Genomic DNA, 12,334 nt, shown 5'->3' with positions numbered 1-12,334 from the left:
GATGGCTTGGGTGGTGGATTTTTGGAAAAACAAGGGGACGATCTCCACCATGCCGCCAACCAGCAAGACGATGAGGATCAACACAATCATCAAAAAGTTGTTGGTCTCGATTTTTTCATGGGAGAGACCACCCGAATTTTGTTTGTTGGCCATTTTCGATTCTCCTTAGGCGTGTGCTTCAAGCACGGGGATCTGCACCTCGACTGCGCGACCTTGTGTGGCCGTTTTGAGCGTGTTCCACAGCATCACCAACATGCCGCCCAGGTACAACAAACCGCCCAACAATCGCAACACGTAGAAGGGGTAAGTGGCTTTGACCGACTCCACGAAGGTGTAGGTCAAAGTGCCATCGGCATTGACCGCACGCCACATCAAACCCTGCATGACGCCGGCAATCCACATCGCTGCGATGTAAATCACGATGCCGATGGTGGCCGTCCAAAAATGGATTTCGATGGCTTTGACGCTGTACATCTTTTTCTGACCGAACAAACGGGGAATCAGGTAATACATTGAGCCCATGGTCACCAGACCGACCCATCCCAAGGCGCCCGAGTGCACATGGCCGACGGTCCAGTCGGTGTAATGCGACAGAGCGTTGACCGTCTTGATGGACATCATGGGACCTTCGAAGGTCGACATGCCGTAAAAAGACAACGACACGATCAAGAAACGCAAAATCGGGTCATCTCGCAGCTTGTGCCAGGCACCGGACAAAGTCATGATGCCGTTGATCATGCCGCCCCCGCTGGGCGCCAACAAAATCAGGGAAAAGACCATGCCAATCGACTGTGTCCAGTCTGGCAAGGCGGTGTAGTGCAGATGGTGCGGACCCGCCCACATGTAAGTGAAGATCAAGGCCCAGAAATGGACAATCGACAGGCGGTAAGAATAAACAGGCCGCTCGGCTTGCTTGGGAACAAAGTAATACATCATGCCCAGGAAACCAGCGGTCAAGAAAAAGCCCACCGCATTGTGGCCATACCACCATTGCACCATAGCGTCTTGCACACCCGCATAAGCCGAGTAAGACTTCATCATGCCCACGGGCAGTGCTGCACTGTTGACCAAGTGCAACAGGGCCACCGCGATGATGAATGCGCCAAAAAACCAATTGGCCACATAAATGTGACGCACTTTGCGTGTGCCCACAGTGCCGAAGAAAACGACGGCAAAGGCCACCCAAACCAAGGTGATCAGAATGTCAATGGGCCACTCGAGTTCTGCGTACTCTTTGCCACTGGTGTATCCCAAGGGCAAAGTGACCGCGGCCAGCACGATGACCAACTGCCAACCCCAGAAGGTGAATGCGGCCAGTTTGTCGTTGAACAAGCGAACATTGCAGGTGCGCTGCACCACGTAATAGGCTGCAGCAAACAAGCCACATCCCCCAAACGCGAAAATCACCGCGTTGGTATGAAGCGGGCGCAAACGGCCATAGCTGAGCCATGGAATGCCCAAGTTCAACTCGGGCCAAGCCAATTGGGCGGCGATGACCACGCCGACCAGCATGCCCACCACGCCCCAGACCACCGTCATGATGGTGAATTGTCTGACAACCGTGTCGTTGTAAGACCTTGCCTGCATATTGGCAAATTTCATTTTTACCTCTGCTTTTATAAAACTGTCCGCAGAGTTTGCCGAGGTGTCAACCGATCGGACTTGATCAAGATCAATCGTCGCGCAAAATTCGCTCGCCTTCGGCTTCAATGTCTTCAAATTGACCTTTGTCAATCGCCCACCACAGGCCGGCCAAGATGAAAAACACCAAGACCACCGACAAGGGGATGAGCAAGTACAAGATATCCATCGGAATTTTCCTCAAACCTCAGGCCAGCGCAGACGTTCTGAGGGATGGCACAGAAAGGTCTGCGTCTGCTGCCGAAAGACGCAAAGCATTGAGCACCACCATCAAAGAACTCATGGCCATACCCAAGCCTGCCCCCCATGCTGGCAACCACCCGATCAGGGCCAAAGGCACACAGGCGGCGTTGTAAAGGGCTGCCCATACCAAGTTTTGTTTGACAACGCGCAGGGTGGATCGGCTGCGCAGCACAGTCGTCACCAGCGCATCCAATGGCCCACCCATCAACACAAAATCGGATTGGGACTGGGCCAATGGAACCGCTTGACCCACGGCAAATGACACATCAGCGCCCGCCAGAACCGGACCGTCGTTCAAGCCATCGCCCACCATGGCCACGGTGTGTCCTTGGGCCTGCAAGTCTTGTAAGATTTGTAATTTTTGCTGGGGGCTGCAACCTCCTTGTGCGGAGGCAATGCCCACAGATTGGGCCACTTGGGTCACCGCAGTTTGGCCGTCACCAGACAAAACTTGGACAGCCAAGCCCAAGGCAGACAACTGCTGCACCACGCGTACAGCTTCGGGCCGCACTTCCTCTGCCAATTCAAAAGTGGCCAGCCAACCCGATGCATCGGCCAGGCTCACTTGCAAATGGTGCCCAGCCAACACCGGTGAACCGCAAAACCGGGCCGATCCCAAACGCAAATCCAGTGTCTTTGACTCCTCCACGCACAGACTGCCTTGCACACCCTGCCCGGCCATTTCTTTCAGCTGATGTGCCGTCAAGGATTCGAGCGCTGACAATTCCCCTGCTGCATCGGCTTGCCTGCGCGCCTCGGACCACAGCGCGCGCGAGACAGGGTGCAATGAATGACGCCCCAAACTGCCGGCCCATGCCAGCACCTGTGAATCACCTACACCTGAGCGGGTATGAATGTGAAGCACCTGAAAGCTGTCGCGTGTCAAGGTGCCTGTTTTGTCAAAAATCACGGTGTCGATGTGGGCCAGGTGTTGGAGGGCGCTGAGTCTTCGCACCAGCACCCCACTGCGCGCCAACGCGCCTGCAGTGGCCAGCATCGCTGCAGGCGTTGCCAAAGACAGTGCGCAGGGACAAGTGACGATCAGCACCGCCACGGCCACCATGACCGCATGGGCAGGGTCCGTCGGCCACCAGTAAAGGGCCGAGGCCAGAGAAGCCACCAAAACGGCGATCAAAAATGTTTTGGCCCAGCGGTCCACGATCAAAGCCATGGCTGGTTTTGAGATCGAAGCGCTTTCCATCAAGGACACGATTTGCGCATAACGGGTCGAAGCACCCACCTGCGTTAGCTGCACCTGCAGGGCGCTGCTCAGGTTGTGGCTGCCTGCAATCACACGGTCACCTGCCCCGCGATGAAGGGGGCGGGACTCCCCGGTCAACAAGGCTTCGTCCACTTGGCTTTGCCCTGACAGCACTCGGCCATCGCCTGCAAAAGCTTCTCCAGGCATGACCTCGATCACATCGCCTACTTGGAGGCGACGAATGGACACCCTTGCCCAACTGCCATCGGTTTGGCGCAGGCGAACGCTGTCAGGCAAACGGTTGAGCGCAGCCTCCAGAGCCCCGGCCGTCCGGTCGCGCAGACGTTGCTCCAGCCAGCGGCCCATGAGCAAAAAGAAGACAAACATGGTGAATGAGTCAAAAAAAACCTCTGCGCCAAAGGGTCCCTGAGGTTCAAAAGTGCCCAGTGTGCTGACCGCAAAAGTGATCAGCATGCCCAGCGCAACAGGCAAGTCCATGCTGATTTGGCGTTCGCGCAAGTCCCGCCAGGCACTCCTTAAAAACGGTGTGCACGAAAAAAACAACACAGGCAAAGACAAAACCCAAGAAGCCCAGCGCAGCAAATGCAGGGACTCGTCTGAAATATCCCCGGCATGTGAGAGGTACGTGGGCGTTGCGTACATCATGACTTGCATCATGCACATGGCCGCCACCGCCAATCGCCACACCATGCGCCGGGCCTCCTCACGGCGGCGCTGGTGGGCCAGCGCATCATTGGCAGGCACGGCCTTGTAGCCGCGTCGCTCCACCGAACGCATCCATTGCGAGGGCCGAGTCTGTGCTGGCGACCACACGATTTGACCCCGGTGACTGGCCCCACTGATGTGCACGGATACCACACCGGGCACGGCTCGCAAGACGTCCTCGAGGGTGATGGCACAAGCTGCGCAGTGCATGCCCTCGAACACCACACTCGATCGCCAGCAGCCCGACTCGGTTTTTTCAGGCAAGCTGAATGCAGCCCACTCGGTCGGATCATCGAGCAGCTGCATGCGCAGCTCGTTCTGGTCGTTCTGCGAAGACAAAGGCAAAGGGGGCCAATCGTTGACTGAAGTCATGTTCTGACGATACGTCAACAAACAGTCGCAAAGCTTGATCTGCATCAAGGCGCTGGAAGCTGGGCACTTTTATCCTGCATGTCTACATCTTCAGGAGCACACCATGTACACACGCATTCTTGTGGCCACCGACGGCTCAAGCCTGTCCAAAAAGGCCGTTGTCAGCGCCATTCAATTGGCCGCCACCTGCGGCGCTGAACTCATCGCACTCAAGGTCGTGCCCCGATATCCGCAGGCTTACTTTGAGGGCAGTATTCCTTTGTCGGCTGAAGAAATCGGCCGCATTGAAAAGCAATGGACCGAGTCCGCTCAAGCGCAATTGGCTTTGATTGACAAGTCTGCCAAAGCCAAATCGGTGGTTTTGAAGGCCTTGACCGTGAAGTCGGATATCGTCTCGGACGCCATCATCGCCGCCGCCAAAAAGAACAAGGCCGATTTGATCGTGATGGCCTCACACGGCAGGAAAGGTCTCAAGCGGTTGTTACTGGGCAGTGAAACCCAGCAGGTGTTGACCCACTCACACATCCCCGTATTGGTTTTGCGCTGACAGCATTTGAAATCGGCCAAGCTCAGGCTCGGCTTGGCCGAAACATTCAGGATGTGAACAATGCCTTGTGCTGATCACGCAACAGGTTCTTTTGAATCTTGCCCATGGTGTTGCGAGGCAATTCGGTCACGACATAACAACGCTTGGGTACTTTGAAGTTGGCCAATTTGGCCTTGAGATCCGCCAAAACAGCTTCGGGCTGAACGCTCGCGTTGGGTTTGGCAATCACCACGGCCACACCCACCTCGCCAAAGTCCGGGTGGGGCACGCCCACGACAGCACTTTCAGCCACACCCTTCATCTCATTGATGTAACCCTCGATTTCGGCCGGGTAGACGTTGTAGCCGCCACTGATGATCAGGTCTTTGCTGCGTCCCACGATGGTCACATAAGACCGTTCATCCACCTTGCCGACGTCACCGGTCTTGAAGTACCCATCGGCTGTGAATTCTTCGGCGGTTTTCTCGGGCATGCGCCAGTAAGCTTTGAAGACATTCGGTCCTTTGACCTGAATGCCGCCGATTTCTCCAACAGCTAAGTTTTGTCCATCGTCCCCCACAACCCGAAGCAAGACACCAGGCAATGGGAAACCCACGGTCCCACCGCGTCGCTCGGACTGATTGGCGTAGCGCTTGTCTGGCGCATAAGGATTGGACGTCAGCATGGCGGTTTCGCTCATGCCATAACGCTCCAAAATCGTATGCCCCGTGCGCTCCTGCCAATCGTTGAAAGTCTCAATCAGCAAAGGCGCAGAGCCTGCAATGAACAAGCGCATCTTGTTGACGGCGGCTTTGCTCAGGCCCGGTTCCGCCAACATCCGCACATACAAGGTGGGTACACCCATGAAAACGGTGGCTTGGTTCATGAATCCGATGGCCCGCTTGGGATCGAACTTGGCCATCCACAACATTTTGCTGCCGTTGATCAAGGCCCCATGGATGGCCACAAACAGACCATGGACGTGAAAAATGGGCAGTGCGTGGATCAGGACATCCCCTTTTTTCCAACCCCAATAGTCCTTCAGCGTCCTTGCATTGCTCAGCAGGTTGTCGTGTGTGAGCATGGCCCCTTTGCTGCGGCCCGTGGTGCCACTGGTGTACAAAATGGCGGCCAAATCATCCGCTTGGCGTGGTGCGGCCTCGTGCTGGTCGCTGTGGTGTGCAGCGCGATCGAGCAAGCTGCCAGTGCGGTTGTCGTTGAGGGTGAACACATGCTGCGTCCCCTGCTGGAACGCAATTTTGCTGACCCAGCCAAAATTGGCTCCACTGCAGACCACCACAGCCGGTTCGGCGTTGCCCAAAAAGTATGCGATCTCGGCGCTTTGGTAAGCGGTGTTCAACGGCAAAAAAACATACCCGGCGCGCAAAGTAGCCAGGTACAGCATCAAGGCTTCGACCGATTTTTCCACCTGAACGGCGACTCGGCTGCCATCCGGCAAGCCCAGTGACTGCAGCAAGTTGGCCATCATGGCCGTGGCCCGGTCCAGATCGCTCCAGCTGTAATGAAGACCGTCTTCGGTTTCGACCGCCGTGGCCGACAAATCGGCTGGAAAAGCAGCCCGCAAGGCTGAAAACAAGTTTTGGTTTTTCATGGTTTCATGGAGATCGTGAAAATGGGCCTGCAGGCAGGCCCCTCAAGGCGTCGGATCGGCTCAGTCGAGTTTGGCCCCTGAGGCTTTGACCACTTGTGACCACTTGATCAGCTCCTTTTTGATGAAGGCCTCAAATTGGCCGGTCGTCAGATTGGGGAATTCGGCCCCTTGGTTGGCCCAGACGGCTTTGGCCTCGTCGGTGAGGCAGGCGCGGCGGATTTCTTCAATGGCGCGGGCTTGCGCATCTGCGGGGGTTCCTTTGGGCGCCCACACGCCATACCAAGTCGACACGGTGTAATCGGGCAAACCCAGTTCTGCAGAGCACGGCACATCGGGGAAAGCGGCGTTGCGTTTGGCGCCCGAGACCATCAAGGCTTTGATGCGGCCTCCTTTGATGTGCGCGGCAGAAGATCCCAAACCGTCAAACATCATGTCCACATTGCCTGCAATCAGATCTTGCAAAGCCGGACCTGCACCACGGTAAGGAATGTGTGTGATGAAGGTTTGGGTCTGGAGTTTGAACAATTCGCCTGCCAAATGGTGAGAGGTGCCGCCACCCGCAGAGCCGTAGTTCAGTCGACCAGGGTTCTTTTTGACGTGGTCCAAAAAGGCCTTGAAATCGGCAGCCGTGACTTTTTTCGGGTTCACCACCAACACTTGAGGGACGTTGGCCACCAAGATCAAGGGGACCAAGTCACGTTCCAAGTCGTAATCGAGCTTGGGGTACATGCTGGGGGCGATCGTGTGGTGAACAGCACCCATGAAGTAGTTGTAGCCGTCCGGTGTGGATTTGGCTGCGACACCCGCACCCAAAGTGCCGCCCGCACCACCACGGTTGTCAATGACAAGTTGCTTGCCTGTGAGTTTGGCAAATTGGGCAGAAAGAGGCCGAGCAAATGCATCGGTGCCGCCACCCGCAGGAAAGGGCACCACCAGGTTCACGGGTTTGCTGGGCCAGCTGGCTTGCGCATGGGCGCTCCAAGCAGGGACTGCCGCGGCCGAAACGGCCCATTTCAAAAAGTCGCGACGTTCGAATGAAAGAAAATAATTCGGCATGCAAGTCTCCTTTTTTATGAAATTGATCATTCAAACATTTTTCAATGTTTTGAATAAGGGGCACTTTACCCTGAGACAGGCTTTGGCAGGGCGCGCCAATTTTACGAGCGGCCATGACAATGCAGGTATCCCAGGCGAATTGCTCACCCCCTGGCAACCACCCCAACCCCTTGCTTTGCAGCCTGGTCAGCCTGAAATGCCCAGTAAATCCAAGGCCCGTTGGTAGGACTCTGCAGGGTGTTTCACATCGAAATGCACCGTCTTCCAGCCCATTTTCATGGCCCCGATCACATTTCGGCTTTGGTCGTCCACAAACACGCAGTCTGCGGCCGACAGGCCCAGTGCCTCGGAGCACATCTCGTAGGCCTGGGGATCGGGCTTGAGTATTCCCGTGTAAGTCGCGTCGATGACCACGTCAAACAGTTGCAGCAGCGGCAGCCGCTCTCGGAAGCTTGCGCCGTAAAACAAGTCCAGTTCGTTGGACAATACGGCCAGTTTGCAGCCCTCCGCCTTGGCCTGGTGTACGGCGGTGATCGCTTCGGGTCGGACCACGGCCGCCACATCCGCACCCCGTGCACGCTGCACAAAGGTCTGCATGTCGTTCCAATCCTCCCCCAGAAGACGGCCCACACTTTGGGTTCTGGCCATCCAGTAATCGCGCTCGGTGATCTGGTCGGCCTGCATGGCCTGCCACAGCGCATCGGTTTCGGGGGCAAAGGGGCCGCGCCAAGTCAGCGTGCCGGGCGGTAAACCCAGTGCCGCCTCACTCAAATCGTGTGTTTCAAACAAGGTGCGGCTGATGACCCCGCCAAAGTCCAACACCAAGGCCTTGGCCGATGCGATGCTCATGGAATGGCCTTTTTCACCAGGCCACGGTCCAGCCAGTCGTCGAACACGGCCAGCACCTGATGCACAAAAGCAGCGTCGTTGATGTGCGCGTTGATGTGCGAGACCTCTACTGCGCCCCAATCGCATTGGCTGCATTCGGCCATCAGGACGGCCAAACCTTCTGGATCATGGAGCGGTGCACCGGGCCGGTCCCACTCTTGGATGCCTTGCAAGGGCAGCAGCAGGTGCACCGGGCCACAGGCCTGGCGCAAGCGGCTGGACAGCTGACGGGCAAATTCGCGGCGCATATCCGCGTCAATGGTCACCGAGGCAATCAGGCGGTTGTGGTCGTGCGAGGGTCGACCGGCAAAGCGCTCGGGCATCTGGCCCCAAGCAGGGTAATCCACCAAGTCGGTGGCCCCTGGGGCCACCAGCATCGGCACCCCTTTCAAGCCAGCGCCCATGAGGCGATCCGGCCCCGCACTCACCACCGACCCCCCCAACTGATTGACCATCTCCTGCAGGCTGAAGTCCATCACACAGGCGAATTGGCCCTGGGCGGCCAGCGATTCAAAGGCCCTGCCCCCCATGCCCGTGGTGTGGAACACGGCCAAATCAAACCCGCGCTTGTCAAGTTCGGGCTGCAACTGCACCATGTATTTCAGGCAACTCGAGCCCAGGGAGGTCATGCCGACCACGGGCCGCTCAAAACGCGGCACACGCGCCACTCGGCACGCCCCCACCACCGCGCCTGCGGCCTGGGCCAGGGCCGATTGGCACAGGCTGTTGAGGCCGTAAAGGCCTCCCGCCCACAGCACCATCATCAAATCTGGCGGCATGCGCTCGGGCGGCAACAGGGGCGAAAACGCCACGGTGGACAGCACCACCTTGGGCACGCCCATTGGCAAGCTGCTGGCCACGTCGAGCGCCAGGTCGGTGCCCATTGTGCCGCCCAGCACCAGCAGACCGTCCATGCGGCCTTCGCGCTGCAGTTGGGCAGCCAGCGCCGATGCACCTTGAGCCATCAGGGCCATGGCACTGTTTTCATCGCCGCTGTCCATCACTTGCTGCAGCGTCACGCCAGCGGCAGCCGCCACCGCGGTGTTGGCAATGTCCGGGATCAACTGGCCTTTGGCCAGCACGCCCACGTCCATGATGAGGGCCTGGCCGCCAGCAGATAGCACTTGCTCTCGCAGGTAGCCGATCTCGTCGCTTTTGGTATCGACCGTGCCGACGATCAGGATGATGGGGCTCTTCATGCGCGGCCATCCTGCACGGCGGCAAAGGCAGCTTCCAGCACGTCGCACATGAAGTCAACCTCCTCGCGGGTGATGACCAGCGGCGGTGACAAGATGAGGTTGGGGCCGGAAATTCGCACCATCAGGCCTGCTTTGTAGGCGGCCTTGGCCACCCTCGCTGGGATGTCGCTGCTGCGGGTCATAGGGGTGCGTTGGGCCTTGTCGCTCACCATCTCGATGCCGAGCATCAGGCCCACCCCCCGCACATCGCCGACAAAGCTGCAGGTGTCTGCGAGACAGCGCAAGCGGGTCTGCAGGTGCGCACCCACGCGGGCGGCGTTGCCGGGAATGTCCAGCGACTCGATCTGGTCGAGTGTGGCCAGCGCCGCAGCGGCTGCGATCGGGTGCGCACTGTAGGTGTAGCCATGCGAGACCGAAGCCGTGCCGGTGGTGTCGGCGTCAAACACGTTGGCGATGCGGTGGTTGATGGCCGTGGCTCCCAGTGGAATGTAGCCCGAAGAAATGCCTTTGGCCAAGCACCACATGTCCGCGTTCACGCCCCACAGGCGCGTGCCAAACAACTCGCCACTGCGGCCAAAGCCGGTCACCACCTCGTCGGCGATCAGCAGCACGCCATACTTGTCGCAAATCTGGCGAACCAGTGGCCAGTAATTGGGGGGCGGCACGATCACCCCGCCCGCGCCCTGCACCGGCTCGGCAATGAAGGCCGCCACTGTGTCGGGGCCCTGGAACACGATTTCGCGCTCCAGCAGTTCGGCGCAGATTTCACCCAAGCGGATCGGGTCATCCGTGTAGGGGTTGTGGTAAGCCCAGGGCGTGTCGATGTGGAAACACCCGGGCAACAGTGGCTCGTAGGCGCGTCGGAAATTGGTGTTGCCGTTCACGCTCATGCCGCCAAAGTGCACGCCGTGGTAGCCCTGGCGCAGGCTGATGAACTTGAAACGGTCGGCCTGGCCTTTGAGCTTCCAATACTGGCGGGCGACTTTCAAAGCACCCTCCACAGCATCCGAGCCGCCATTGGAGAACATCACCGTGGCGACACCCTCAGGCTGCATCATCTGCACCAAGCGTTTGGACAGCTCAATCGCCCGCACATGCGTGGTGCCACGAAAAACGTTGTAAAAAGGCAGTTCGTCCATCTGCGCCACGATGGCATCGCGCACGGGCTTGTTGCTGTGGCCAAGGTTGCAGGCCCACAGTCCCCCCACGCCGTCGAGCATCTTGTGGCCGTCCACATCCCAAATCCAGCAGCCCTCGCCTTTGGCGATGATGTCGGGCGTGGATTTTTTCATCACCCCCGGATGGGCCATGGGGTGCCACAGGTATTGCGCGTTGTCGGCCTTGAGTTGCTCGTGGTTCATGTCGCGTACTTTCAATATCAAAGCTGAATCCAGGCCGTTTTCAGGTCCAGGTAGTTGTCCAGGGCATGCATCGACTTGTCGTGTCCGTTGCCCGACTGGCGCACCCCGCCCAGTGGCACGGTGATGTCGGGGCCACCGTAGGTGTTGACATGGACCACGCCGGCCTTGATGGCACGCACCATACGGTGGGCACGGGAGAGGTTGCTTGTCCACACTGCCGACGCCAAGCCATAGGTCGAGTCGTTGGCCAGACGCACCGCATGGGCTTCGTCGTCAAAAGGCAAGACCGCCAGCACGGGGCCGAAGACTTCTTCGCGGGCGAGCAGCATGTCGGGCCTCACACGGTCAAACAAAGCAGGGGCCATGTAACTGCCGCCCGCCACAGGCTGCAAGGCCCCACCGCCCACACGCAGGCGAGCGCCCTGCTGCTGAGCGGTTTGTACCGCTGCCAGATTTTTGGCCAATTGGCGTGCGCTGCTCACCGCGCCGATCTCGGTCGTCACATCCAGTGGGTCGCCCACGCGCAAGCCGCTTGCGATCTTGTGCAGGCGCTCCACCAACTCGTCGTGTACGGAGCGTTGCACCAAAAGTCTCGAACCCGCCACACACACCTGACCGCTGTTGCGGTAAATCCCCATGGCCGATACTTTGGCGGCCTGCGCCAGATCGGGCGCATCGTCGAACACCACATTGGGCGACTTGCCGCCCAGCTCCAGATAGACCCGCTTGAGGTTCGACTCGGCCGAAGCCTTGAGCAGCATGCGCCCCACCGGGCCGGAGCCGGTGAAGGTGAGAATGTCCACGTCCATGTGCCGGGCCAGCGCCTCGCCCGCCCCCGCGCCTGTGCCGGTGACCACATTGAGAACGCCCGGCGGCAAGCCTGCGTCCAGGCACAGCTGGGCCAAGCGCAGCAAAGACAGTGAGGCCTCTTCTGAGGGTTTGAGCAGCACCGAGTTGCCTGCCGCCAATGCAGGCGCGATCTTCCAGGCACCAATCATCAGCGGGAAGTTCCACGGCACGATGGCCGCGACCACGCCCACGGGTTCCTTGTGGATCAGCCCCAGCGTGCCCTCGGGCGTGGGGGTGATCTCACCGTTGATCTTGTCCACGCACTCGGCGTAATACCGGAATGTGCCTGCCGCACTGCCCGGCTCGGCCTTCCAGGCCATGGCGATCTCGGTGCCGTTGTCGCGCACGCCCAGCACCGCCAGCTCGGCGTGGTGGGCCTCAATGCGGTCGGCGATGCGGTGCAGCACCTTTTTGCGCTCGGCAGGTGCCATGCGTGACCACACACCGCCTTCAAAACTGCGACGGGCCGACCGCACAGCGCGGTCAACATCGTCCAGCCCGGCGTCCGCGATGGTGCAGAGCTGCTGCCCGTCGATGGGCGAGACCACGGGCAAGGTCTGGCCCAAAGCCGCAGCCGCCCACTGCCCGTCGATCAGCAAGCCTTGATTGTTGATGGGCAAATGGCGCAGCGCATTGATCTGTTCTTGGTTCATGGGGCGC

The 12,334-nt window shown here is 59.0% G+C and carries 11 protein-coding genes; 1 reads left to right on the top strand and 10 read right to left on the bottom strand.

The genetic code is table 11. The features are described 5' to 3' along the window. From Q0O19_RS04890 to Q0O19_RS04875, 4 genes are all read right to left on the bottom strand, one after another. Nucleotides 1-153 (bottom strand): cbb3-type cytochrome c oxidase subunit II (locus Q0O19_RS04890; RefSeq protein WP_295520585.1); only part of this gene is annotated, 153 nt, incomplete at its 3' end. 12 nt (nucleotides 154-165) lie between these two features. Next, nucleotides 166-1,602: a cytochrome-c oxidase, cbb3-type subunit I gene (ccoN, locus tag Q0O19_RS04885; RefSeq protein WP_295520580.1), complete on the bottom strand. Its 1,437-nt coding sequence runs from the start codon at nucleotides 1,600-1,602 to the stop codon at nucleotides 166-168. Between the two features lie 70 nt (nucleotides 1,603-1,672). Next, entirely contained in the window at nucleotides 1,673-1,810 is a 138-nt protein-coding gene (gene ccoS / locus Q0O19_RS04880) for a cbb3-type cytochrome oxidase assembly protein CcoS (RefSeq protein ID WP_295520578.1), read from the bottom strand. Between the two features lie 18 nt (nucleotides 1,811-1,828). Further along, on the bottom strand, nucleotides 1,829-4,183 hold the full coding sequence (locus tag Q0O19_RS04875) for a cation-translocating P-type ATPase (protein WP_295520576.1): 2,355 nt from the start codon (nucleotides 4,181-4,183) through the stop codon (nucleotides 1,829-1,831). Nucleotides 4,184-4,286: 103 nt separating this feature from the next. Between Q0O19_RS04875 and Q0O19_RS04870 the strand changes: the two genes are divergently transcribed. Further along, the gene (locus Q0O19_RS04870) at nucleotides 4,287-4,730 is read left to right on the top strand and encodes a universal stress protein (RefSeq protein ID WP_295520574.1); all 444 of its coding nucleotides are present in this window, start codon (nucleotides 4,287-4,289) and stop codon (nucleotides 4,728-4,730) included. Between the two features lie 46 nt (nucleotides 4,731-4,776). On the opposite strand, the gene Q0O19_RS04865 is transcribed toward Q0O19_RS04870, so the two are convergent. The 6 genes from Q0O19_RS04865 to Q0O19_RS04840 all read right to left on the bottom strand — a co-directional run bounded on the left by Q0O19_RS04865 (nucleotide 4,777) and on the right by Q0O19_RS04840 (nucleotide 12,327). Then, on the bottom strand, nucleotides 4,777-6,321 hold the full coding sequence (locus Q0O19_RS04865) for a malonyl-CoA synthase (protein WP_295520572.1): 1,545 nt from the start codon (nucleotides 6,319-6,321) through the stop codon (nucleotides 4,777-4,779). Nucleotides 6,322-6,381: 60 nt separating this feature from the next. Then, on the bottom strand, nucleotides 6,382-7,377 hold the full coding sequence (locus Q0O19_RS04860; RefSeq protein ID WP_295520570.1) for a tripartite tricarboxylate transporter substrate-binding protein: 996 nt from the start codon (nucleotides 7,375-7,377) through the stop codon (nucleotides 6,382-6,384). A 186-nt stretch (nucleotides 7,378-7,563) separates the two neighbouring features. After that, complete coding sequence (locus Q0O19_RS04855) at nucleotides 7,564-8,226, bottom strand: HAD-IA family hydrolase (RefSeq protein WP_295520568.1); 663 nt, start codon at nucleotides 8,224-8,226, stop codon at nucleotides 7,564-7,566. Then, on the bottom strand, nucleotides 8,223-9,464 hold the full coding sequence (locus tag Q0O19_RS04850) for a Tm-1-like ATP-binding domain-containing protein (RefSeq protein ID WP_295520566.1): 1,242 nt from the start codon (nucleotides 9,462-9,464) through the stop codon (nucleotides 8,223-8,225). The genes Q0O19_RS04855 and Q0O19_RS04850 overlap by 4 nt, the downstream gene beginning before the upstream one ends. Beyond that, nucleotides 9,461-10,825, bottom strand: coding sequence for an aminotransferase class III-fold pyridoxal phosphate-dependent enzyme (locus Q0O19_RS04845; protein ID WP_295520564.1), 1,365 nt, complete (start codon nucleotides 10,823-10,825; stop codon nucleotides 9,461-9,463). Before Q0O19_RS04845 ends, Q0O19_RS04850 begins: the two co-directional genes overlap by 4 nt. A gap of 17 nt (nucleotides 10,826-10,842) precedes the next feature. Next, complete coding sequence (locus Q0O19_RS04840; RefSeq protein ID WP_295520563.1) at nucleotides 10,843-12,327, bottom strand: aldehyde dehydrogenase; 1,485 nt, start codon at nucleotides 12,325-12,327, stop codon at nucleotides 10,843-10,845. Nucleotides 12,328-12,334: the final 7 nt, after the last annotated feature.

Origin of the sequence: Limnohabitans sp. Rim8 (assembly GCF_945869175.1) — a bacterium.
GTDB lineage: Bacteria > Pseudomonadota > Gammaproteobacteria > Burkholderiales > Burkholderiaceae_C > Limnohabitans_A.
The sequence above is the reverse complement of the archived record's forward strand: the minus strand, read 5'-3'. Positions and strand labels throughout refer to the sequence as shown.